At 50.4% G+C, this 24,878-nt stretch carries 21 protein-coding genes; 10 read left to right on the top strand and 11 right to left on the bottom strand.

What is annotated here, in order from left to right; all coding sequences use genetic code 11:
* Nucleotides 1-56 precede the first annotated feature (56 nt).
* The 10 genes from JJQ72_RS10930 to rpmH form a co-directional block, all read right to left on the bottom strand.
* The gene (locus JJQ72_RS10930; RefSeq protein WP_138227536.1) at nt 57-902 is read right to left on the bottom strand and encodes a ParB/RepB/Spo0J family partition protein; all 846 of its coding nucleotides are present in this window, start codon (nt 900-902) and stop codon (nt 57-59) included.
* The gene (locus tag JJQ72_RS10925; protein WP_138227537.1) at nt 895-1,656 is read right to left on the bottom strand and encodes a ParA family protein; all 762 of its coding nucleotides are present in this window, start codon (nt 1,654-1,656) and stop codon (nt 895-897) included. Before JJQ72_RS10925 ends, JJQ72_RS10930 begins: the two co-directional genes overlap by 8 nt.
* A gap of 247 nt (nt 1,657-1,903) precedes the next feature.
* Nucleotides 1,904-2,722, bottom strand: coding sequence for a nucleoid occlusion protein (gene noc, locus JJQ72_RS10920; RefSeq protein ID WP_138227538.1), 819 nt, complete (start codon nt 2,720-2,722; stop codon nt 1,904-1,906).
* Nucleotides 2,723-3,187: 465 nt separating this feature from the next.
* The gene (gene rsmG, locus JJQ72_RS10915) at nt 3,188-3,910 is read right to left on the bottom strand and encodes a 16S rRNA (guanine(527)-N(7))-methyltransferase RsmG (protein WP_138227936.1); all 723 of its coding nucleotides are present in this window, start codon (nt 3,908-3,910) and stop codon (nt 3,188-3,190) included.
* 3 nt (nt 3,911-3,913) lie between these two features.
* Nucleotides 3,914-5,806 carry a tRNA uridine-5-carboxymethylaminomethyl(34) synthesis enzyme MnmG gene (gene mnmG, locus JJQ72_RS10910; RefSeq protein WP_208203693.1) on the bottom strand — a complete coding sequence of 631 codons (1,893 nt, stop codon included), beginning with the start codon at nt 5,804-5,806 and terminating at the stop codon, nt 3,914-3,916.
* Between the two features lie 118 nt (nt 5,807-5,924).
* Nucleotides 5,925-7,301, bottom strand: coding sequence for a tRNA uridine-5-carboxymethylaminomethyl(34) synthesis GTPase MnmE (mnmE, locus tag JJQ72_RS10905; protein ID WP_138227540.1), 1,377 nt, complete (start codon nt 7,299-7,301; stop codon nt 5,925-5,927).
* 149 nt (nt 7,302-7,450) lie between these two features.
* Nucleotides 7,451-8,224: an RNA-binding cell elongation regulator Jag/EloR gene (gene jag, locus JJQ72_RS10900; RefSeq protein WP_138227541.1), complete on the bottom strand. Its 774-nt coding sequence runs from the start codon at nt 8,222-8,224 to the stop codon at nt 7,451-7,453.
* The gene (locus tag JJQ72_RS10895; RefSeq protein ID WP_138227542.1) at nt 8,221-9,093 is read right to left on the bottom strand and encodes a YidC/Oxa1 family membrane protein insertase; all 873 of its coding nucleotides are present in this window, start codon (nt 9,091-9,093) and stop codon (nt 8,221-8,223) included. The genes jag and JJQ72_RS10895 overlap by 4 nt, the downstream gene beginning before the upstream one ends.
* Nucleotides 9,094-9,167: 74 nt before the next feature.
* Complete coding sequence (gene rnpA, locus JJQ72_RS10890) at nt 9,168-9,518, bottom strand: ribonuclease P protein component (protein WP_138227543.1); 351 nt, start codon at nt 9,516-9,518, stop codon at nt 9,168-9,170.
* Between the two features lie 185 nt (nt 9,519-9,703).
* Entirely contained in the window at nt 9,704-9,838 is a 135-nt protein-coding gene (gene rpmH / locus JJQ72_RS10885) for a 50S ribosomal protein L34 (protein ID WP_138227544.1), read from the bottom strand.
* Nucleotides 9,839-10,350: 512 nt separating this feature from the next.
* Here rpmH and JJQ72_RS10880 point away from each other — a divergent pair.
* From JJQ72_RS10880 to gyrB, 8 genes are all read left to right on the top strand, one after another.
* Nucleotides 10,351-11,025 (top strand): GntR family transcriptional regulator, encoded by a 675-nt coding sequence (locus JJQ72_RS10880; protein WP_138227937.1) that lies wholly within the window; start codon nt 10,351-10,353, stop codon nt 11,023-11,025.
* A 140-nt stretch (nt 11,026-11,165) separates the two neighbouring features.
* The gene (gene gntK / locus JJQ72_RS10875) at nt 11,166-12,701 is read left to right on the top strand and encodes a gluconokinase (RefSeq protein WP_208203776.1); all 1,536 of its coding nucleotides are present in this window, start codon (nt 11,166-11,168) and stop codon (nt 12,699-12,701) included.
* Between the two features lie 553 nt (nt 12,702-13,254).
* Complete coding sequence (gene dnaA / locus JJQ72_RS10870; protein WP_138223893.1) at nt 13,255-14,601, top strand: chromosomal replication initiator protein DnaA; 1,347 nt, start codon at nt 13,255-13,257, stop codon at nt 14,599-14,601.
* Between the two features lie 196 nt (nt 14,602-14,797).
* Complete coding sequence (dnaN, locus tag JJQ72_RS10865) at nt 14,798-15,940, top strand: DNA polymerase III subunit beta (RefSeq protein ID WP_138223894.1); 1,143 nt, start codon at nt 14,798-14,800, stop codon at nt 15,938-15,940.
* A gap of 39 nt (nt 15,941-15,979) precedes the next feature.
* A complete protein-coding gene (gene yaaA / locus JJQ72_RS10860; protein ID WP_138223895.1) occupies nt 15,980-16,195 on the top strand; it encodes a S4 domain-containing protein YaaA in 216 nt (71 codons plus the stop codon).
* Between the two features lie 54 nt (nt 16,196-16,249).
* Nucleotides 16,250-17,362 (top strand): DNA replication/repair protein RecF, encoded by a 1,113-nt coding sequence (gene recF, locus JJQ72_RS10855; RefSeq protein WP_138223896.1) that lies wholly within the window; start codon nt 16,250-16,252, stop codon nt 17,360-17,362.
* 13 nt (nt 17,363-17,375) lie between these two features.
* Nucleotides 17,376-17,627, top strand: a complete 252-nt coding sequence (gene remB, locus JJQ72_RS10850) for an extracellular matrix regulator RemB (RefSeq protein WP_208203775.1) — start codon at nt 17,376-17,378, stop codon at nt 17,625-17,627.
* A gap of 42 nt (nt 17,628-17,669) precedes the next feature.
* Nucleotides 17,670-19,580 (top strand): DNA topoisomerase (ATP-hydrolyzing) subunit B, encoded by a 1,911-nt coding sequence (gene gyrB / locus JJQ72_RS10845; protein WP_208203692.1) that lies wholly within the window; start codon nt 17,670-17,672, stop codon nt 19,578-19,580.
* Between the two features lie 58 nt (nt 19,581-19,638).
* Here gyrB and JJQ72_RS10840 read toward each other — a convergent pair whose 3' ends face one another.
* Entirely contained in the window at nt 19,639-20,424 is a 786-nt protein-coding gene (locus JJQ72_RS10840) for a YheC/YheD family protein (protein ID WP_208203691.1), read from the bottom strand.
* Nucleotides 20,425-20,775: 351 nt separating this feature from the next.
* Between JJQ72_RS10840 and gyrA the strand changes: the two genes are divergently transcribed.
* Entirely contained in the window at nt 20,776-23,271 is a 2,496-nt protein-coding gene (gene gyrA / locus JJQ72_RS10835) for a DNA gyrase subunit A (protein WP_208203690.1), read from the top strand.
* Between the two features lie 168 nt (nt 23,272-23,439).
* Nucleotides 23,440-24,552, top strand: a complete 1,113-nt coding sequence (locus tag JJQ72_RS10830; RefSeq protein WP_208203689.1) for an HD-GYP domain-containing protein — start codon at nt 23,440-23,442, stop codon at nt 24,550-24,552.
* Nucleotides 24,553-24,878: the final 326 nt, after the last annotated feature.

Here is a 24,878-nt window from a genome sequence, read left to right as displayed (position 1 = left end):
TTTCAGGAACACCGACATGCCTTTCTCCATCCAGATGTGATATTCCGCTTTCGTTGTTAATTTCCTAACAGCTCCAGCAATCGTTCCAGATCCTGTTTGCTGTAATAGTTAATTTCGATTTTGCCCTTGTCCTTGTTGTGCTTAATCTTCACCGTTGTCTTAAAATGCTCCCTCAGGTTCTCTTCCATATGATCGATGAAGGGGTCCCGCTTCTTGGTCTTGAGCGCTTTTTCCTTCTCGGAAGCTTTACGGTCTACATTCTGAACCGCTTCCTCCAGCTCTCTGACGCTCCACTCCTGCTGTACACATTGCTTTGCCAATTGATTCACTAGCGCGGGCTCCTTCAAGCCAACAATAGCGCGAGCATGTCCCATAGACAGTGTTCCACGTGAAACATATTCCTTCACTTCATCGGGCAGAGATAGCAGCCTTAGAAAGTTGGCGATGTGAGAGCGAGATTTACCCACCTTAAGGGACAGCTCCTCTTGCGTTAAGGAGAACTGCTCCATCAATCCCTGATACGCTACCGCAACCTCCATTGCATTCAGGTTCTCCCGTTGAAGATTCTCAATCAGAGCAATCTCCATAACCTGCTGATCACTGAAGGCTCGAACTACAGCTGGAATCGTTGCTTTACCACAATACTGGGAAGCTCTGAAGCGGCGTTCACCGGCAATGATCTCATAGCCCTTCAAGACACTGCGGACTATGATCGGCTGAATGACACCGTGCTGACGAATGGATTCAGCGAGCTCCTGGATTGCCTCATCATTAAACGTTTTTCTGGGCTGGTAAGGATTAGCCCGAAGCTGACTGAGCGGGATCTCAACAACCTTGTCATCCTCGTTAATCGACAAGGAAGGAATCAGCGCATCCAGCCCTTTTCCCAAACGTTTACTCATAAGAAACCACTTCCTTTGCCAATTCCAGGTATACCTCCGCCCCTTTAGAGCGGGGATCATACGTAATAATCGACTGACCGTGCGACGGGGCTTCACTCAAACGAATATTGCGCGGAATAATGGTCCGGTACACTTTTTCCTGAAAATATTTCTTCACTTCCTCGATGACCTGAATGCCCAGATTCGTTCGTGCATCCAGCATCGTCAACAGAACACCTTCAATTTGCAGCGACGTATTTAAATGCTTCTGGACAAGCCGAACCGTGTTCAGCAGCTGGCTTAATCCTTCTAGCGCGTAATATTCACATTGAATCGGAATGATGACGGAATCGGCTGCAGTCAAGGAGTTAATCGTCAGGATCCCCAGCGAGGGTGGACAATCGATCAGAATATAATCGTACATCGGCTTCACCAGAGACAGAGCCTTCTTGAGGCGAACCTCTCTGGATATCGTCGGAACCAGCTCAATTTCCGCTCCTGCCAGCTGAATAGTCGCCGGTATAATATGTAGTCCCTCTATGTTCGTCGGCTTGATCGCATCCTTCGGATGCACATCATTAATAATAATATCGTAAATGCAGTTCTCTACATCCGCTTTATTAATCCCGACACCGCTTGTCGTATTGCCCTGGGGATCAATGTCCACCAGCAGTACCCGCTTGCCGATGGAAGCCAGTCCTGCACCCAGATTTACAGAGGTCGTCGTTTTACCGACTCCTCCCTTTTGGTTTGCTATCGCAATTGTTTTTGACACTTACTTCACCTCAATGTAGGAAGACTCTTCAAATGGGCTGCAGGAGGCCTGATGATCTCCAAATTCCTGCCTTGCTGTCTTAATCCATGCTGTCCTCGCCCGTTCCAGGAGCATGACCGCCAAGCCGTCATACGTCACCGCCGGGCTTGGGTCAGATTCTCACCCCGCCCGTACGGCCTGCCTTCCCAGGGACACACCATTCATGGCTTCTCAAGCTTTTGAATTCGTTATAATGGCCATTTGCATCTTATCTCTTAGGAATTTGAATCACGATCTCGTAATGATCTTCATGATCATTCTCTGTCGTCTTGATCGACATGCCTGAACCGGACACCATATCAATGGACTGACGGATTGTATTCAATGCCAATCGAACGTCCTTGCTAAAGGAAATACGCTTTGATTTCTTCGCCTTCGTCATTTCCTTGTATAAAGCAATCCGGGCCTCCGTCTGCTTCACGTTCAGTTCCTTGCTAATAATCTCCGCCAGCACCTTGAGCTGAGTTTCCTCCTGATCCAGAGACAGCAGTGCACGGGCATGACGTTCCGTAATCTTGCGCTCCATCAATGCATTCTTCACGTCTTCAGGCAACTGAAGGAGACGGATCTTGTTCGCAATTGTGGACTGGCTCTTGCCCAGACGCTGTGCCAGACTTTCCTGAGTTAACTGATGCAGATCAATCAGCTTCTGATAAGCAACCGCTTCCTCAATCGAGGTCAACCCCTCTCGCTGTAGGTTCTCAATCAAGGCAATCGAGGCGGCCTGAGAGTCATTGAAATCCCGGATAATCGCCGGTATAGTTTCCAGACCCAGCTTCTTCACCGCCCGCCAGCGACGCTCACCAGCAATAATCTCATAGACCCCATTGCGCATGCGCACAACAATTGGCTGAATTACGCCGTGAGTCCGGATCGTCTGAAGCAGCTCATCAATCTTCTCATCATCAAAAATGGTTCTCGGCTGATATGGACTGCTGACCACATCGTTGACTGGTATCTGCTTAATTTCATCCCCCGGAGACCGATCCGCCGTTAAACCAAATAACTTCGAAAATTGTTCTTTCATCCCGTATATAACCACCTAATTTCATGATTGCATGGACAGCTGCCACGCTGCGAAGCGTGTCTGCTCCGGTTGCTTCCTGCGCGGCCTGCCTTGCCTGATATTACTCATGGTTCCACTTGTTGTATGAAATGGTTCAACGATCTATCCTATTAGCTGCGCTACACAGTACAAATTGATCATGAAGCTGTGAATGTCTCAATTGTCACTCTTTAGAACGATCAGCCTCTTCAAGCTCAAAGTCATCCATTCTAATGCACAGAGACATATTCCGCTTTCAATCTACCACTCTATTCTACCACTAATTGTACGATAATCCTATTCTAGAGTCTCCCCTTTTTTTCCTTCATTTCTGTGACAATGCCATCTATTCCATTCACTTAGCGGCACTCCCTCTCTTCCTGACAACCATAAATCAGCAATAAAAAAAGAGAATGTTTCACGTGAAACATTCTCTAATGGGTGCTCCTATAGCAGCGGCGACTTCACTGCCATACCCGGCTTTCGCGGATATTTAGCAGGTGTTGCGGCCGTTTTATCAATAATGACAATGTGGCGGGCAGATTCTTCAACCGGCAAGGTGAAGGAGTGCACCTTCTTCAGCTTCCCTCTAAGCTCTTTTAAGCTTCGGGAAGCCTCCTTGATTTCTTCTGCAGGATCACTGCCCTTCATAGCGGCAAACTGACCGCCAACTCTCGTGAAGGGGAGACAGAATTCGTTGAGAAGGGTCATGCGGGCAACGGCTCGTGCAGTCACCAGATCAAATCCATCGCGGTAAGGCAGCTTCCGAGCAACCTCCTCTGCCCTGCCGTGAATAAGCTCTACCTGCTGCAGACCGAGCTGCTCGCTCACATGCTTCAGAAACTGAATACGCTTGTTGAGCGAATCCACAATCGTCAGCTTGATATGAGGAAAAGCAATTTTGAGTGGAATGCCGGGAAATCCTGCTCCTGAGCCAATATCCGCAAGTGTAGATATCGACTTCACATCCAGATGAAAGGCCAGGCTCAGCGAGTCATAAAAATGCTTCGTGTACACCTGATCCCGTTCTGTAATGCCCGTCAAATTCATCTTCTGATTCCACTCCACCAAAATCCGGTAGTAGCTCTCAAACTGCTCCAGCTGAGCAGCGCTGACTTCAATCCCTTGCTCCTTCAATAGAGAACTGAAATGGTCCTGAATGTCATCCATCATTTAAGCTGTTCCTTTCGCAGCCGTTACCCGGTTATAGTGCTCCAGGTACACCAGCAGAATGGAGATATCTGCCGGGGTAACCCCACTGATCCGCGAGGCCTGGCCGATGGAGATCGGACGAATTTTGTTCAGCTTCTGTCTTGCTTCCATCGCGAGACCATGAATGTCCTCATACTCAATATTTTCCGGAATCTTCTTCTGCTCCATCTTTTGCAGGCGCTCCACATGACCTAGCTGCTTCTCAATATAACCAGCATACTTGATCTGGATTTCTACCTGCTCCTTCATCTCCTCATCCAGTTCTGCCTCCGAGGGGGACAGCTTCTCGACCAGTCCATAGGTTACTTCTGGACGGCGCAAAATGGTGAGTAGCGTGCTTCCATCCTGGATTGGGGCTGAGCCCACAGACTCCAGCAAGACATTTATTTCCGATGGCTTCACTTTGGCTGCCTTCAGACGCTCGATCTCCTGCTCGACCAGCTCTTTCTTGCGCAGGAAGGCCGCATAGCGGTCTTCGGACACAAGCCCGATCTCATGACCAATTTCCGTCAGACGCAAATCGGCATTGTCATGGCGAAGCAGCAGACGGTATTCTGCCCGTGAGGTCAGCAGGCGGTACGGCTCGTTCGTCCCCTTCGTAACCAGGTCATCAATCAGAACGCCGATGTAGCCCTGGGAACGACTCAATACGACCGCTTCCTTACCCTGTACCTTGCGTGCAGCGTTAATGCCTGCCATAATCCCCTGCCCTGCTGCTTCCTCATAGCCGGAGGTGCCATTGATCTGTCCTGCAGTAAACAGACCCGGCAGGCGCTTCGTTTCCAGCGATGGCCACAGCTGAGTCGGCACCATCGCATCGTATTCAATCGCATAGCCATTACGCATCATTTCCACTTTTTCCATCCCCGGGATGGAGCGGAGCACCGCTAACTGCACATCCTCGGGCAGACTCGTAGACAGGCCCTGAACATAGTACTCCTTCGTATTCTTACCTTCCGGCTCCAGGAAAATCTGATGCTTTGGCTTATCGGCAAAACGGACAATTTTATCCTCAATCGATGGACAGTAACGCGGACCCGTGCCCTCAATGACACCGGAGAACATCGGGGCGCGATGCAGGTTATCATTAATAATCTGATGCGTATCCAGTGACGTGTAGGTCAGCCAGCAAGGCAGCTGCTCATTGTCCGAGCCCTTTGTCTCATAAGAGAAGAACTTGGGTTTATCATCCCCCGGTTGGATTTCTGTCTTGGAGAAATCAATCGTATCCTTGTGGACTCGCGGCGGCGTCCCCGTCTTAAAGCGCACCAGGTCAAATCCAAGCTCCCGCAAATGCTCTGCCAGCTTGACCGATGGCTGCTGGTTGTTAGGGCCGCTTTCATACATCAGCTCGCCCATAATGACCTTGCCGCGCAAATAAGTGCCTGTCGTCAGCACGACCGACTTCGCCCGATACTCCGTGCCGGTCTGAGTCACGATGCCGACACACTCCCCATTCTCGACAAGAAGACGGTCCACCATGCCCTGGCGAAGCGTGAGCTTCTCTTCCTTCTCCATCGTCTCTTTCATCGTATGCTGATAAGAGAACTTATCCGCTTGAGCACGCAGCGCATGCACAGCCGGACCTTTACCCGTATTCAGCATCCGCATTTGAATAAAGGTCTTGTCAATATTGCGGCCCATCTCACCGCCTAGAGCGTCGATTTCACGCACCACATGACCTTTCGCCGGTCCGCCAATCGATGGATTACATGGCATAAATGCAACCATATCCAGATTGATCGTTACCATCAACGTATTCACACCCATGCGGGCAGAAGCAAGTGCAGCTTCGACACCGGCATGGCCTGCACCAACGACGATCACGTCATAAGTGCCACCTGCATAACTCATGGTATATCCTCCTCATATTGTTGTACTGACTCACGAAACTCAGATCAATCTATATATAAGGCTGTCATTCTCAGCCCCTAAGTCATGTCATATATCCCAAAATCATGTGGGTTTACAATCATTTTCCCAAACAGAATTGGGAGAAAATCTGGTCGATCAAGGAATCGCCAACCGCTTCACCCAGGATCTCGCCCAGCTGCTCCCAGGCCATTCTTACATCAATCTGGATCATATCAATCGGAATCATCTGATCAGCCGCGTCATAGGCTTCCTGAAGCGATCTTCTCGCCTTCTTCAACAGCGCAATATGACGGACATTGCTGACATAGGTCAAATCGCCGCCTTCAATCTTCCCGCTGAAAAAGAGTCCGGAAATGGCCTCCTCCAGGGAATCAATACCTTCCTCCGCCTTCACCGACATCGGCACAATCAGCTCATCGGCATAATATCGCCGCACAATATCCAGATCCAGCTGCTGAGGTAAGTCCATTTTATTCAATATCACAATGCATTGTCTACCGCGTATTTGTTCCATCAATGCCAATTCATCTTCGTGCAGCGGCTCACTGGCATTGAGGACGAGCAGAATGAGATCCGCTTCGTTCACAGCATGCCTGGAACGCTCGACGCCGATCTTCTCCACCACATCCATCGTTTCACGGATTCCGGCTGTATCCAGCAGCTTCAGCGGAATATTGTTAATCGTCACAAACTCCTCAATAACATCGCGCGTAGTGCCCGGTATATCCGTTACGATCGCTTTATTATCCTGGGCGAGTGTGTTCAGCAGAGAGGATTTACCAACGTTGGGGCGTCCCACAATCGCTGTGGTGATGCCTTCTCGCAGGATTTTTCCCTCTTGCGCCGTCTTGAGCAATCTGTCAATCTCATTCATGACGATCTCGCTCTTCTCTTTGATGAACACGGAGGTCAAGGACTCCACATCATGCTCCGGGTAATCAATATTGACTTCAATATGGGCGAGCGTCTCCACCAGCGTATATCGGAGGTCCTGAATCCGGCGGGACAAACTGCCCTCCACCTGTTTGAGCGCCACGGAAAAAGCACGGTCCGACTTCGAACGAATCAGATCAATGACCGCCTCCGCCTGCGACAGATCAATGCGTCCGTTCAGGAACGCCCGCTTCGTAAATTCTCCCGGCTCGGCCAGCCGCACCTCGCGCTGGAGCAGCAGATCCATAACCCGTTTAACGGCGATAACGCCGCCATGAGCGCTGATCTCTACCACATCCTCAGTCGTAAACGACCGGGGAGCACGCATCACAGTAACCAGCACCTCTTCAAGCTTCTCTCCAAGCTCCGGCTCTACAATATGACCGTAGTGAACCGTGTGAGATTCCGCTAAAGACAGCGGGGTTTTGCTCTTAAAAATGTGTTCCACTTCCTGTATAGCCTCAGGTCCGCTGACCCGAATTATAGCAATGCCGCCTTCACCGACTGCCGTCGATATCGCCGCAATTGTATCACTGAGCATGCTGTAAAGCCCCCTGTTCTCTATATCATCATCGGCTAATTCGCCGTTATCCTGTCATCTTAAAGCTCTTTGTTCAGCCTGCCTTTGTGTCTTCTTAAAAAAACAATGACCCCTTCACTGGTCAAGGAGTCATTGCGATGGAATCTTCTTTACGATCGCCGGCTGCTAATAACAACACGGCGGTTCGGCTCATCACCCTTGCTGTACGTCTTCACAGCAGCGTGATTCTGCAGTCGTGCATGAATGATCTTGCGCTCTGAAGCCGGCATCGGCTCCAGCGCCACTTCCTTCTTCGTACTGACTGCCTGCTTCGCGAGCCGGTCCGCCAGTCCCTCCAGCGTCTTCTGCCGGCGGGCCCTGAAATTCTCGGCATCCAGTACGATTCGCAGGTAGCGGTCAGCGTAGCGGTTGGCTACAATGTTCGCGAGATACTGCAGCGCGTCCAGCGTCTGGCCGCGACGGCCAATCAGCATGCCGAGATCATCCCCGGAAATGTTCAGGGTCGTTTGATCATGGCCGTGCTCAACGTGCACCGTAATACTCAGCCCCATCGCCTTTCCGGTCTCTATGAGAAAGCTTACTGCCTCCTCAAAGGGATCGTTATCCTTTGCCGCTTCCGGGGAGACTGCCGGCGCGCGGTCTGCAGCTGCCTCTGTTTCAGAAGCATCCGGGACTTCCACAGCTGTTGCTGCTTCATCCTGGGTAGAAGCATATGCCTTATTGGGATCAAGTGAGTCGCCGCGGGCAGGTTCAGCCTGAAGGGTAAGCTCTACCTTCGCTTCCCGGCTGAACCATCCCAGGAATCCTTTGGACGGCTGACTTAAAATTTGAACCGATACCTGATCCCGGCTGGCAGACAGCCGGGCAAGTCCTTGGTTGACAGCATCCTCAACGGTTTTTCCTGTTGCGACGAGTTTATTCATCTTGATTTCTTGGCTCCTTTTTTCCCTTTTTTCCCGTTCCGTGGCCCTTTGCTCTTGTTCTGAACGGAGGAAGTTGTGGCCGCCGCTACATTCGCGGTAAGTACAGTCTTGTCATTGTTGCGGTATAAGAAATAGTTCTGCACGATCGTATACAGATTGCTGTAGAACCAGTACAACGGCAGTGCCGCCGGGAACTGGAACGACATCACGAAGATCAGGATCGGATATACGAACAGCATGAACTGCATCACACCCATCTGAGGAGACGGGTTCATCTTCATCATCATCTTGGTTTGCAGGTACGTTGTTGCAGCAGCCAGCACCGGCAAAATAAACAGCTTGTCCGGATCACCGAGCTGCATCCACAGGAATTCATGGGAGCGAAGCGGTCCGTTAAAGTAGATGGATTGATATAACGCGATAAAGATCGGCATCTGTACGATCAGCGGCAGACAGCCTGCCATCGGATTTACCTTGTTCTCCTGGAACAGCTTCATCGTTTCCATTTGAACCTTCTCCGGCTGATCCTTGTACTTCTCGCGAATCTTCATCAGCTCCGGCTGAATAGCCTGCATGGCCTTGGAGCTGCGAACCTGCTTCAGCGTTAACGGCAGGATCAAGGTGCGGACAATCAACACCATTACAAGGACGGATAAACCGTATTCCCCGTTAAACCAATCGGCAAAGGTGTCGAGACCTAGAGTAAAGTAATACACGACATTGCTCTGCCAGAAGCCCCCATTCTTCAGGTCGTCAATACTGCGCATCTGGTCTTCACCAGGAGCACACCCCGACAGCACCGTCATGGACAGCACCAGCAAAGCGGTGAGGAGGATCCATTTCCCTCGTCTTGTCTTTGTTAGCGACACTTCATAACCCCTCTCTTAACCATTCCATTCCAACGTAAATCATACCATATTTATATGCACAAATAAACACAACCTCACCGCTTCCTAGCCTTTAACAGTGACGATTTGCGCAACACATGCAGTACACTTTTCTCCAGCTCCTGATAGGTTTTGCCGAGGGCTCCCTTACGGACAATGAAGATCAGATCGATCTGCTCTATAATTTCATCCTGATGATGGCGCACAATTTCTTTGACCAGCCGCCTCATCCGGTTGCGGACAACCGCGTTGCCCACCTTTTTGCTGACCGAGACCCCCGCGCGAAACTGCTCAACCTCTTTTTTGCGGGACCAATACACCACAAACTGATGGTTGGCAAAAGATTTACCATGACGATAAACGCGGCTGAAATCGGCCCGGTTCCGTAAACGCAGCTTCTTTTCCATCCGTCTCTCCCGGTCTGCCGACTCGTAATGAAGGAAATGTAATATTCCCTGCCTCCGGCAAGTTTCTACTATATAAAATAGTATCGGCACCGCAGCAGCTTTATAAACGGTCCTTCCTCTTTTATAAGACTGCTGCCATGCTCTCAAGAAAAAAAGACCACCGCAGTGGTCTTCAGGGCCCAGCATTAAGCGCTCAGTACTTTTCTGCCTTTCTGACGGCGGTTAGCCAGTACTTTACGTCCATTCTTGGAGCTCATTCTTTTACGGAAGCCGTGAACTTTGCTGCGCTTGCTTACATTCGGTTTAAAAGTCTGTTTCATGATGGTTGCACCCCCTTACAGGAATCTGATCTTGTCATATTCAAGCATGAACGGTCTTCATTCAAGAGATCGTCGCAATTGAAAACATTCCATACATCTCACAGAAAACGCCTTTATATATTTAATCATACTAAATCACTGAAGTCAATGCCCAAAGTAAGCTCGTATCTTTCCCGCTCCAAAAAGTTTTCCACAGCTTCAGCCCCCCCTCCCGGCAATGTTTAGAATTATCCCCATGTGGATAATTCTTTTTTTCGGAATTGGATGCTATGTCGGGCTGCGCAGCTGGTTCAAGTCAGCAGCCTGATCCCTTCTACAAGCTATAGACCAGGGCCATCATTTAAAGTTGGCAGTCTAGGTGAAGGTATCATTCGTTCTATATGACCGAACGTGTAAAGTTTGGTGTACGGCGACAGTGATGACTTGATCCTGGCTGCGGCGCCCTTGTGCAAGGTGTGGTAAAATAGGGTATCCCTATTTTTAAAAAGAGGAATGGATGGAAGCTCATGAATGTGCAATACCCAGTAAGCTGGCTGCAGGGCGCTTCGCTTGGGGAGAGAATTTCCTGCGAGCTCCGGCTGCAAATCATTAAAGGCGTGCTTTCTCCGGGAGACGTGTTGTCTGAGAACCGGATTGCGGGTCATTTCGGAACGAGCCGTTCTCCTGTGCGGGAAGCGTTCAGAACGCTGTCGGCGGAAGGCCTGATCACGCTGAAGCGAATGGGCGCGGTGGTACAGGGCATGAGTCAAAAGGATGTTGAGGAGCTTTATGATGTCAGGTACCTGATCGAGAGCTTTGTGCAGAGCCGGATGCTGATGAACGGTCACACCGTATGGATGGATCAGCTTCAGCACATCTTAGACCGGATGGAGCTAGCCGCCAGGCACCGCGATCCCGTGGAATTTTCCTTTCAGGATTTAGCATTTCATGAGATGGTGGTTCTAGAGGCGAAGCATCAGCGGATGCTGCATTTATGGAAAAGCATTCGGCCCATCATTATGACGGTGATGCTCATTACAACCGAGCGGATTTTTCAGGAAGGCGGCACCCGGCTTGAAGCCGTGCTGCACAAGCACCGGCTTTTACTGGACTCGCTGAAATCCCGCGATGAGGTCCGGCTGCAGGCTGCGGTGAAGGAATATTTTGAAGATTCACGCCGTACCCTCCATCAAAGCTTTCCCGGCTAGGTCGCAACAGGCGTTCCCTCATGCAGAATGCTGTTCATCAGTCTCTACACTGCTTTTCAGGTTGTCGACAAGTATACATAAGACTAAACTCTACTAAACATTCAGTAAAGGAAGGTAATGAAGCTGTGAAATCACAATATATGATCGGCGTAGACATCGGAACGACCAGCACGAAAGCGGTACTATTTAAGGACAATGGTGATTTTGTCGCCAAGGCCGGTGAAGAATATCCCCTGCTCACACCGACTCCTTCAATTGCTGAACAGGAGCCGGAGCAGATTTTTCAGGCGGTTATTGCTTCCGTGAAGGACGTCATGCTGCAGGGCGGCATTGATGCTTCAGAGGTTATGTTCGTCAGCTTCAGCTCCGCTATGCACAGTGTAATCGCGATGGACAAGGACGGGAAAGCGTTAACTCGTTGTATTACCTGGGCGGACAACCGCAGCTCGGACTGGGCGAGTCGCCTGAAGAAGGAGATGAACGGTCATGAGCTGTATCTCCGAACCGGCACACCCATTCATCCCATGTCTCCCATCACCAAGCTGATGTGGCTGAGCCAGGATGAGAAAGAAATTTTTGAGCGGACGGAGAAATTTATTTCGATTAAGGAATATATTTTTTACAAGCTGTTTGGAAAATATGTCGTCGATCACTCTATTGCATCCGCTACGGGGATGATGAATCTTCATTCATTACGCTGGGATCAGGAAGCGCTGCGCATTGCTGGCATTCAGGAGTCACAGCTCTCCGAGCTCGTACCGACGACTCATGTCATGCAGGGACTGAATGCCGGCTATGCCGCAGCCATGCTGCTCTCCCCCTCTACCCCTTTTGTAGTGGGAGCGAGCGATGGTGTGCTGTCCAATCTGGGCGTCGATGCGATCAAGCCTGGCGTCGTAGCCGCCACGATCGGCACAAGCGGGGCAATTCGTACCGTGGTGGATCAGCCGATGACCGATCCCAAGGGGCGTATTTTCTGCTATGCGCTCACCGAAAACAAATGGGTGATCGGCGGACCGGTGAACAATGGCGGAATGATCTTCCGCTGGGTGCGTGATCAGCTGGCTGCTTCGGAGATCGAAACGGCCAAACGGATGGGCATCAGCGCCTATGATGTTCTGACCAAAATCGCGGAGCGGGTGCCGCCAGGCAGCAATGGACTGCTGTTTCATCCCTTCCTCACCGGAGAACGGGCCCCGTTGTGGGATCCTAACGCCCGCGGTTCCTTTTTCGGCCTGACGCTGAATCATCAGAAGGAGCATATGATCCGCTCCGTATTAGAGGGCGTTATCTTCAATATGTACACCGTCCTGCTAGCCATGGAGGAACAGGTCGGCCGCCCGTCCATCATTCATGCCACCGGCGGTTTTGCCCGCTCCCCCATCTGGAGGCAGATGATGGCCGATATTTTCGATCAGCAGGTGATCGTGCCGGAAAGCTATGAAAGCTCCTGTCTCGGAGCGGTGGTGCTGGGCCTGTACGCCACCGGCCGCAGCAGCAGCCTCGACATCGTAAGCCAGATGGTTGGCGGCACCTTTGAGCATCGGCCGGTAGAAGAGAACGCCGCTGTCTATAAGAAGCTGCTTCCGATTTTCATCCGTATTTCACGCAAGCTGGAAGAGGATTATGAGGCCATTGCGGAGTTTCAGCGCAGCCAGGAGCAAGCCGGCTTCTAATATTTCAAGATTCCCCTGCTGTTCATCCAAAAGCGGCGACCGCACTTCGGTGCGGCCGCCGCTTTTTTTTGCTCCCGTCACAAACACTTCTTTCAAACCATGATCCTCAGTTACCCACAGGCACTCACACGACTCCATTCATCCACAGGACGACATGATCCCCATTTCCTCCCCTTTGTTCCGGACAAGCTGTGTACAAATTTTATCGCTCTTCCTCAAAAGATGTCGAAAGCTGAACAGCTTATAAACAATATATAGTGGTGTGAATAATAATTATGCACAACGTCTTGAATTTGTGGATAAATTCCTTCCATGCATTGAAAACAGGGCGCTCTTTTGCTATGATGATATTACTTTTGGATGTGAATATGTGAATGTACCCATCATATTATTAACAGGCTGTGGATAAAGTTGTGAACAATTTCAATTTATCCATCTTTTTTTGTTTTTATAAAGGTCTAGCTCTGGGGATAAATCTACATCATTCATTTTCTTTCGACAATTGTACTGTGGCGCCTGGCGCCGGATTTGGAGATTTAAAGGAGTGACGGTTTTGGAAAGCCATACTTCCGAACTATGGCAGCAAATCTTATCGATCATACAAACCAAGCTGAGCAAGCCGAGCTTTGACACTTGGTTTAAAGCCACCAAAGCAATGACGCTGAACGATCACTCCGTCATCATCTCCGCCCCAACCACCTTTGCCGTGGAATGGCTGGAAAGCAGATACACCAAGCTGGTCAGCACAACGGTGTATGAAGTGCTGGGCAAGGAGGTGGATGTACGCTTTGTGATTGAGGAGGTCAAGTCGGCGGAGCCTGCACCACAGCAGCCGGCACCGGCTATGCAGGTGTCCAGCGATGAGATCCAGTCGCATATGCTGAACCAGAAATACACGTTTGATACCTTTGTTATCGGCTCGGGGAACCGTTTTGCCCATGCTGCCTCACTGGCTGTCGCGGAAGCGCCGGCGAAGGCGTACAATCCTCTTTTTCTATACGGGGGAGTAGGGCTGGGGAAGACCCATCTGATGCATGCGATCGGACATTATATTCTGGAGCACAATCCAAGCAGTAAGGTGGTATACATCTCCTCCGAGAAGTTTACCAACGAGTTCATCAACTCCATCCGGGACAACCGGGCGGAGAGCTTCCGCAACAAATACCGCAACGTTGATATTTTGCTTATTGACGATATTCAGTTTCTGGCGGGGAAGGAATCGACCCAGGAGGAATTTTTCCATACGTTTAACGCGCTGCATGAGGAACGGAAGCAGATTATTATTTCCAGTGACCGGCCGCCGAAGGAAATTCCGACACTGGAGGAACGGCTGCGCTCCCGCTTCGAATGGGGACTGATTACCGACATTCAGCCGCCGGATCTGGAGACCCGGATCGCCATCCTCCGCAAGAAGGCCAAGGCCGAGAACCTGGACATTCCGAATGAGGCGATGATGTACATTGCCAATCAGATTGATACGAACATCCGCGAGCTGGAAGGCGCGCTTATTCGCGTGGTTGCCTATTCCTCTCTGACGAATCAGGATGTCACGACCCATCTGGCTGCCGAAGCGCTGAAGGACATCATTCCTTCGAGCCGTCCTAGAATCATCACGATACAGGACATCCAGCAGAAGGTTGGCGAGTACTATAATTTAAGGCTTGAGGATTTCAAGGCCCGCAAGAGAACTAAGGCTGTCGCATTTCCGCGGCAAATTGCCATGTACTTGTCCCGCGAGCTGACGGATTACTCCCTGCCCAAGATCGGAGAGGCTTTTGGCGGACGTGATCATACTACCGTCATCCATGCCCATGAGAAGATCACGCAGTCGATCAAGGCCGATCAGGAGCTCTTTAAAGTTATCAACAACATTACAGAGAAAATCAAAAACCCTACCTGAACAAGTCCAAAGCCTATGCACACTCTGTACACATGTGGATAGGCTTAATTTTATGGGGTTTATCGAGCTTATCCACATATTCAGCGCCCCTACTACTAATACTATTAATTAATAAAGATATATCCATAGAGAAGACGATGCTTTCCGGCAATGCTTAATCATCCGTGCTTCTTCAAATTGCTCAAGGAGTGAAACTATGAAAATCAGTATCCTCAAATCATTTTTGAACGAATCCATTCAACATGTATCCAAAGCCATTTCCAGCCGTACGACGATTCCGATTCTGAGCGGGATTAAGCTGGATGTGAACCGCCAGGGGGTTACCTTAACCGCGAGCGATACGGATATATCGATTCAATCCTTTATCCCGGCAGAGGATGAGAAGCAGACCATTGTGCAGGTGGACCAGCCCGGCAGTGTCGTGCTGCCTGCTAAATTTTTCGTGGAGATTATTAAGAAGCTGCCTTCTTCCGAGGTGCAGATGGAGGTTAAAGAGAACTTCCAGACCTTTATCTCTGCAGGTGCTACCGAAATTCAGATGGTTGGCCTGGACCCTGAAGAATTCCCGGTACTGCCAAGCATTGATGACAGCCAAAGTGTCTCTGTCCCTGGCGATCTGCTCAAAAATATGATCAAGCAGACCGTCTTCTCCATTTCCACACACGAGACGACACCGATTCTAACCGGCGTGCTCTGGAATTTGTCAGAGGGAGAGCTGAAGTTTACGGCAACGGACCGTCACCGCCTGGCTACCCGCTCTGCCAAGCTGGATGGCGTTGAGGAGATGAAATTCAACAATATCGTCATTGCAGGCAAAACGCTGAATGAGCTGAGCAAAATCGTGCCAGACCAGAACACCCTCGTTGATATTGTCGTTGCTGACAATCAAGTGCTGTTCAAAATCGACCGCGTGCTCTTTTACTCGCGTATTTTGGACGGGATTTACCCGGACACTACTAGAATTATTCCGACTACGCACAAAACAGAACTCATTCTTGACACCAAAAAGCTGAGCGAATCCATCGACCGTGCTTATTTGCTGTCCAAAGAGGAGAAAACAAATATTGTGCGCATGCAGACGATGGAGCATGGAGGCATTGAAATTTCATCGAGCTCCTCCGAGCTGGGGAAGGTTCGTGAAGAGCTCGAGCTGGCAGAATTCAAGGGCGAGCCTTTGAAAATCTCATTCAACTCCAAATATATGCTGGACGTGCTGAAGGTCGTTGAGAGCGAGCAGCTGATGATTGCCTTTACCGGTGTGATGAGCCCGATTATTCTGAAGCCTCTGGATGACAGCCGCAGCATGTATATCATCCTGCCGTACCGCACAACCAACTAAAAAGTTATCCCCAGATCAGCGGGACCGAAAGGATCAGATATGAAATTAATAACTATCCACAGTGAATATATTAAGCTGGATACATTTTTGAAGCTGGCGGATTGTGTATCCACAGGCGGCATGGCCAAGGCTCTTTTGCAGGAGGGCATGGTGAAGGTAAACGGAGAGAGCGAGGAGCGCCGAGGGCGGAAGCTGTATCCGGGAGATCAGGTCGAGGTGGAGGATTGCGGAAGCTTCCAGGTCGCTGCACAATAAGAGGGAAGCTGCTAAACACCTAAATGCGGCGACAACAATAGGGAGTGAATCCGCTTGTTTGTGAAAAACATCCGTTTACAGCACTATCGCAACTATGAGCACCTGCATCTGGATTCCTTCGGAGACGTTAATTTAATCATCGGTCAAAATGCACAGGGCAAAACCAATCTGGTGGAAGCCCTGTTCGTTCTTGCCCTGAGCAAAAGCCATCGCACCTCCAAGGATAAGGAGCTGATCGCTTTTGATCAGAGCCATGCCCATATGGCCGCCGAGGTGGAGAAGAAATACGGCAGCCTGAAGCTGGAGCTGTCGCTTTCCACACAGGGGAAGAAGGCACGCATTAACGGGCTGGAGCAGCGGAAGCTGAGCGATTTTATCGGAACGCTGAATGTGGTTATGTTTGCTCCGGAGGATCTCGAAATTGTAAAAGGTACACCCGGCATCCGCCGCCGGTTTCTCGATATGGAGATCGGACAGGTAACACCAAGCTATCTGTTTCATCTGCAGCAATATCAGAAGGTGCTGCTGCAGCGCAACAATCTGCTGAAGAGCTTATGGGGGAAGGATGCCTCCCAGCAGGGGATGCTGGATATTTGGAATGCCCAGCTTGTTGAGCACGGTGTTAAAATTGTAAAGAAGAGGAAACAATTTATAAAAAAGCTGCAAAAGTGGGCGGAAAGCATCCATCAGGGGATTACGAACGGCCTGGAGGAGCTGCAGCTGCTATACCTGCCTTCGTTCTCCAATACGGAGGAAGAAGATGAAGCTGTCTTATTTGAGGCGTTTATGATAAAATTATCACAAGTGAAAGATCAGGAAATCAGACGCGGCATGACGCTGGCAGGTCCTCATCGAGACGACCTGGCCTTTTATATAAACGGCAAGGAAGTGCAGACGTATGGATCCCAGGGTCAGCAGCGGACAACCGCGCTGTCCCTTAAACTCGCGGAAATCGAGCTTATTCAGGAGGAGATCGGAGAGTATCCGGTGCTGCTGCTGGATGATGTGCTGTCGGAGCTGGATCCGTACCGTCAGACACAGCTGATTGAAACCTTTCAAAGCAAGGTACAGACGTTCATTACGGCGACAGGCGTAGAGAGCCTCAATGCTGATAAATTAAAGGATGCCCGCATTTATACGGTTCACAGCGGTCAAGTGGACCTCTAAGGAGTGGATTTCAATCTATATTCATTTGGGTGGCGAGAAGATTATCCGGTCCTCGGAGCTGGTTGGCATCTTTGATGTTTCGATTGAGAAGTCCTCAAAGGTCTCCAAGCAGTTCATTACGCATGCCAGGCAGAACAAGGTGGTTGAGTTTATCGGCGAAGAGGATCCTAAATCCATTGTCGTGACCAAGGGCATCGTTTACTATTCTCCTATTTCCTCGGCTACGCTCAAGAAACGAGCAAACTTATTTACTGCGAACGCTTAACGATCGCTACTGGCTTAACAATCTGTAAAAGTAGGTGAAGGCATGTCTATGAATCAACCGGCTTATGATGAGAATCAGATTCAGGTGCTGGAAGGCTTGGAGGCCGTCCGCAAACGTCCGGGGATGTATATCGGATCCACCAGCGAGAAGGGGCTGCACCACCTGGTCTGGGAAGTGGTGGATAACAGCATTGATGAAGCGATGGCCGGCATCTGTGATGAGATCGAGGTTATCGTCCATAAGGATAACAGTATTACGGTCATTGATAACGGTCGCGGTATTCCGGTCGGTGAGAATGCCAAGCTGAAGAAATCCACGCTGGAGGTCGTCATGACAGTGCTCCATGCCGGGGGTAAATTCGGCGGCGGCGGCTACAAGGTGTCCGGCGGTCTGCATGGCGTCGGCGTCTCGGTCGTGAACGCCTTGTCGAGCAAGGTGGTCGTTCAGGTTAAACGCGATGGCCACGTGTATCAGCAGGAATACCATCGGGGTGTTCCGCAATATGATATTCAGGTGATTGGGGATAGTGATGAGCATGGCACTACCGTGACCTTCCTGCCGGATCCCGAGATTTTTACGGAAACGACAGAATACAATTACCAGACACTGCTGACTCGCATCCGCGAGCTGGCCTTCCTGAACAAGGGCATTGCCCTTTCCTTGATGGATGAACGCACGGGAGCCAGCAACCGGTTCAAATATGACGGCGGCATCATTGAGTACGTGAAATTTCTGAATGAGAACAAGCAGGCGCTGCATGAGGATCCGATTTATGTAGAGGGCTCCCGCGACAATATTCAGGTTGAGGTGTCCCTGCAGTACAATGACAGCTATACCGAGAATATTTATTCCTTCGCCAACAACATCAACACGCATGAGGGCGGAACCCATGAATCCGGCTTCAAGAGCGCCCTCACCCGGATTATTAATGATTATGCCCGTAAAGCCGGCTTGATCAAGGACAACAGCGGCAATCTGACCGGGGACGATGTGCGTGAAGGCTTAACCGCGATTATCTCGGTCAAGATTCCGGAGCCGCAGTTTGAAGGCCAGACGAAGACGAAGCTCGGCAACAGTGAGGCACGTGGCATCGTGGAATCCCTCTTCTCAGAGAAGCTGCAGGAATTCCTGCAGGAGAACCCGTCGGTATCCCGGCGGATTCTGGATAAAGCGCTGCAGGCATCTCGTGCCCGTGAAGCAGCCCGTAAAGCGCGGGAGATGACGCGCCGCAAGAGTGCCCTGGAGGTCAGTGCACTGCCGGGCAAGCTGGCCGACTGCTCCTCCAAGGATGCTTCGATCAGTGAGCTGTACATCGTCGAAGGCGACTCCGCCGGCGGATCTGCCAAGCAGGGCAGAGACCGCCATTTCCAGGCTATTTTGCCGCTGCGGGGCAAGATTCTAAACGTCGAAAAGGCGAGGCTGGACCGTATCTTGTCCAATACCGAGATCCGGGCGATTATTACGGCACTCGGTACCGGCATTGGCGATGATTTCGACCTGGATAAAGCTCGTTACCACAAGATCATTATCATGACGGATGCTGACGTAGACGGAGCTCATATCCGTACCCTGCTGCTGACATTCTTCTACCGGTACATGCGTAAGATTGTCGAAGCGGGCTTCGTGTATATCGCACAGCCGCCGCTGTTTAAGGTGGAGCGTAACAAGGTGGTCCGTTATGCGGGCACGGAGCGGGAGCGGGATGAAATCATCGCCGGCTTCGGAGAGAACGCCAAGTTTAACGTTCAGCGCTATAAAGGCCTTGGTGAGATGAATGCAGCGCAGCTGTGGGAGACGACGATGGACCCTGAGAGCCGCACAATGCTTCAGGTTACGATTGAGGATGCTATTATTGCCGACAGCATTTTTGATACCCTCATGGGGGATAATGTTGAGCCGCGGCGGGACTTCATTCAGGAGCATGCCAAGTCTGTGCGTAACCTGGATATCTAAATAATATATGGAAAGCGTGCCCTTCCCGAGATGGAAAGCGGCACGCTTTTTTGCAGCCTCAGAGCTTGCGGCGCCCATAAGCAAGCGCGTATTTTTTGACCTTGCGGTAGACAGCAGGATTTTTAAAAAACTTCTTGAAAGGGAATAGCGCCGGCTTGGTGTTGACCTCCAGGATCCAGATATCAAAGCGTTCATCAATTGCGATATCTAAGCCAATTTCCTTCAGGTTTCGGTATTTCTTCTGTAGCTGCTTTGCGGTCCGCACACCAAGGTCCTTTAGCTTCCGGCGAAGCTGCTCGGTTTCCTCCATGTTCATATGCTCTTTCATCAGACTTCTGAAATGGGCGGTCGTGCCCCCACTGTGATGATTGGTGATGATTTTTTGATGGGCGGCGACCCGGCCGATGATTCCAGTGCTTTCCCAGCCGCCGTCAGGAGTTTTTTGCGTAAGCACTCTTAGATCGAAAGGACTTCCGCCCTGCTTCAGCAGCCGAATTCCCTTTTGAATAATATATTCTTTGCCGGCGCAAAGCTGGGTGATCGCCCTGTGCAGCGAGTCGAGCTCTTTATAGGCTTCCGTGCTGGTTTCATAGCGAAGGATGTACTGGGCGGAAATGCCGCCGGAATGCTCTGACAGCGGAACTGTAACTTTTTCAGCACACATAACCCCGTTGCCGTACGTGCCCTGATCCGGTTTGATGTATACGAGAGTGTACGCATCAAGCATCTGCTGCAGTTCCGACAAGGAGTAAATTCGAGTATCCGGTACATAGGAGGCCAGGTCTTTGTTAAGAAGCAGGATCTTTGTTTTAGCCCATTTGCTGGAAACGCGTTGTACAGTCAACCTTGCTCATTCCTTTCCGGTTTCATTGGGGTCCGGTCTCTTGAAAAGTCAGGACAAGGACTGCAAACAATGGTATAATATAAAGATGCGAAGATTTGCATTTCTTTTCGAAGAATTATTCAAATCCCTTGCTTTGCAGTGTATGTGAAGATGGATGCAGAAGGCAGGGCGTATCCCTAGCCTGAAGCCAAAAAGTACAGTTTTCATAGGCCGGAGTGCGTTGACGTTTAATTGTACTCTTTTTGTGAAAGTAATATAATTATGGGTATATGCAGACGTTTTCATGGTTACTTTTCTGCTTTTTTCACATAGATGAGGGCATGGTTGATAGGAAAATGAAGGAGGCCCAGCATGGCGGAAGAAAATTTCTCCCAAATTAAAGATCGTGACATCGGTACGGAAATGCGTGAATCCTTTATGGATTACGCGATGAGTATCATTGTCAGCCGGGCTCTGCCAGACGTGCGTGACGGACTGAAGCCGGTACACCGCCGTATTTTGTACGCGATGTCCGAGCTTGGCATGGCACCCGATAAACCCTATAAGAAGTCCGCAAGAATTGTCGGTGAGGTCATTGGTAAGTATCATCCGCACGGTGATTCTGCGGTCTATGAATCCATGGTACGGATGGCTCAGGATTTCTCCATGCGCTATATGCTGGTCGACGGCCACGGTAACTTTGGCTCCATTGACGGAGATATGGCGGCTGCAATGCGTTATACCGAAGCCCGTCTATCCAAGCTGGCAATGGAAATGCTGCGGGATATTAATAAAGAAACGATTGATTTTGCACCGAACTATGACGGAGAAGAGCATGAACCGGTTGTGCTGCCGGCGCGCTATCCGAATCTGCTGGTCAACGGCGTATCGGGGATCGCGGTCGGAATGGCTACCAATATTCCACCGCATAATCTGGGTGAAGTCATCGACGGCGTTCAGGCACTGATCAAGAACCCGGACCTTACGCCGCTGGAGCTGATGGATTACATTCAGGGCCCGGATTTCCCAACCTCCGGTTATATCGTAGGGCGCGCCGGCATTCGCCAGGCTTACCAGACCGGCCGGGGCTCAGTGACGATGCGCGCGAAGGCTACCATTGAGGAGAACAATCACAAGGCCCGGATCGTGGTGCATGAGATTCCTTATCAGGTGAATAAGGCGCGGCTGGTGGAGAAGATTGCAGAGCTGGTGCGTGAGAAGCGGATTGACGGCATTACAGATCTGCGCGATGAGTCCGACCGTAACGGGATGCGTATTGTAATCGAGCTCAGACGCGATGTGAATCCTAACGTGGTGCTGAATAACTTGTATAAGCATACTGCGATGCAGTCTAATTTCGGTATCAACATGCTCGCGATCGTGAACAATGAGCCGAAGATCCTGAACCTGCGCGATGTGCTGCACCATTACCTGGATCATCAGGTGATCGTTATTCGCCGGCGTACAGAATTCGAATTAAGAAAAGCAGAAGCACGAGCCCATATTCTCGAAGGTCTCCGTATTGCGCTGGATCATCTGGATGAGGTTATTGCTCTAATCCGGGCTTCACAGACCACAGAGGCGGCACGCGAGGGCTTGATGGAGCGCTTTGGGCTTAGCCATGAGCAGTCTCAGGCCATCCTGGATATGCGTCTGCAGCGCCTGACAGGTCTCGAGCGTGAGAAGATCGAGAATGAATATCAGGAGCTGTTGACCAAGATTGCCGAGCTGAAAGAAATTTTGGCTAATGAATCTCTTGTGCTGCAGATCATCAGCGATGAGCTGGAAGAGATCAAGTCACGCTTTAATGATGATCGTCGCACAGAGATTATTGTGGGCGAGGACAGCATTTTGGATGAAGACCTGATTCCACGCGAAGAGGTTATCATTACGATCAGCCATACTGGCTATATCAAGCGTCTGCCTGCCAACACCTATCGGAGTCAGAAGCGCGGCGGCAAGGGCGTGGTCGGTATGGGGACGAAGAGCGAGGATTTCGTGGAGCACCTGTTCGGTACCAATTCGCACCACTATCTCATGTTCTTCACGGATAAGGGCAAGGCGTACCGCCTGAAGGCGTATGAGATTCCAGAGCTGAGCCGGACTGCACGTGGAACCCCGATCATCAACCTGATCCAGATTGAACAGGGAGAGACCATTAACGCTGTTATTCCGGTAGAGAGCTTTGAGAACAATGACTATCTGTTCTTTGCCACCCGTGAAGGTATCGTGAAAAAAACACCGCTCGAGGATTATGTGAACATCCGCAAGGGCGGATTGATCGCCATTAATCTGCGGGAAGAGGATTCTCTGATCGATGTGAAGCTGACCGACGGCCAGCAGGAGATCATTATGGGTACCGCACACGGGATGTCTATACGCTTCGGAGAGAGTGACGTCAGATCCATGGGACGGAGTGCAACCGGAGTCAAGGGCATTACGCTGGGCGACGGGGATTCTGTCATCGGCATGGATGTGGTGGACAAGGAGCTGGATATCCTGATCGTTACGAGCAAGGGCTACGGCAAACGTACACCGGTCTCAGACTATCGTTCCCAGACCCGCGGCGGACGCGGCATCAAGACGATTAATGTAACGGAGAAGAACGGTCCTGTTGTCAGCCTGAAGGTCGTGAAATCGGAAGAGGACCTGATGGTGATTACCGCCAGCGGAACGATTATCCGTACAAGCATGGAGGGCATCTCTACCATGGGCAGATACACCCAAGGCGTCCGCTTGATTAACATTCGCGAGGATGACCATGTGGCGACCGTCTGCCGTGTAGATAAGAGCGAGGAGCCTGCTGAGGATGAGGATGAAGATGCTCCATTTGAAGGAGACGAGCCTTCGACTGAGCAGGATGTGTAGGCAGCAAGAGAGGGGCATGGGTGCTGGAAGCATCCATGCTTTCTTTTTTTTACGTGAGATAAGCCTTGTGCAGATGGATCAGGTAGTAATATACTATGGATAAATAAGTAAAAATTTGTATACCAAGCGCAAGGAATCCGTTGACAGAACAGGTGGAGAGGTTTAATCATGACGATCAAATCCGTTAGTGATTTAAAAGCCGGAGTCAAATTAACCCAGGATGTACATACGCCTTTGGGCGGCCTTTTGATGCAGAAGGGGAAGATTTTGCTGCCCCGGGATCTGGACGTTCTCAAAGCATTTATGGTGCAGCAGGTCGATATCGAAGGTGCCGAGGGGGATGGCAACAAGATTCCGGCCGTAAAAACAGCAGGACAGAAGCCTTCTCTGCTGTTTGCTGACCCCGATGTGAGTCCAGAAGCTCATGAGCAGTCCTTCAAGAAGGATCTGCCGCTGCATGAAGAATACGATAGAATGCTGACGCTGGTGAAGTCCTGCTATCAATCCGCCATTGCTGGCGAGCTGCGCATCTATGAGGTCCGAAAGCAGATGGAGCATCTGATGGAGCACCAAAAAGAGTATGATGTTCTCAAATTTGCTCCACGCATGACCAATCGGAATGATTATCGATACCATAATGCGGTTCTGTGTGCGCTGTCTTCGTACAAGCTCGCCCAATGGCTGGGCCTCCCGTCGAAGGACTGGATTCAGGTCGCCTTTGCAGGACTACTGCATGATATCGGAAACGTAAGGATTGATCCTCTGCTGCTGAACAAGCCGAACCGCCTTACCGGGGAAGAGAATGAGGAGATGCGCCGGCATACCACGTACGGCTATCAGATCCTCAAGAATGTAGCCGCTATTAATGAGGGCGTACGTCTTGCCGCGCTTCAGCACCATGAGAAAGTGGACGGTTCTGGCTATCCTCTGAAGCTGGACGGAAGCAAGATCCATATCTATTCCAAGATTGTGGCCGTGACTGACATTTTCCACGCGATGACGCTGGACAAGTTCTATGGCAGCGCGCAGTCCCCATACCTGGTCCTGGAGCAGATTCAGCTGGAGGCATTCGGCAAGCTGGATCCCGTCATTGTGCAGACCTTTATTCAAAAGGTAACTGCACTGCATCATGGAACCAAGGTTAAGCTCAGCTCGCAAAAGGTAGGAGAGATTGTATTTACAGACAGCCAGCACCCCACACGTCCAATGGTATCTATTGAGGGACAGATCATAAATTTGATGCAGCAAAGGCAGCTCCATATTGAGGAAGTTATTTCCTGAGCTAACTAGGTTGACTCTAGCCGTGATGCTGTGATATATTATTTCTTGTCGCTTCGAGCGATGATGTTAATCACAGCATCCATCAAATTTAAAAAGCCTCAAAAAAGTGCTTGCTAAGTTGCTTGGAACGTGATATACTATAAAAGTTGCTGAGACGAGAGGTTGTCGAAGCGAAAGAAACAGAATTGATCTTTGAAAACTGAACAACGAGTGAGTTAAACCGATCTTGCCTTACGGTGAGATCAACAATGAGATTTTATAATCTCGTCAGTTTTGAAATGAGCAATTGAACTCAACTTTCATGGAGAGTTTGATCCTGGCTCAGG

The sequence above is a fragment of the Paenibacillus sp. F411 genome (assembly GCF_017582705.1).
Lineage (GTDB): Bacteria > Bacillota > Bacilli > Paenibacillales > Paenibacillaceae > Paenibacillus_AQ > Paenibacillus_AQ algicola.
Note: the sequence above shows the minus strand (reverse complement) of the source record. Positions and strands in the feature narration are given on the sequence as shown.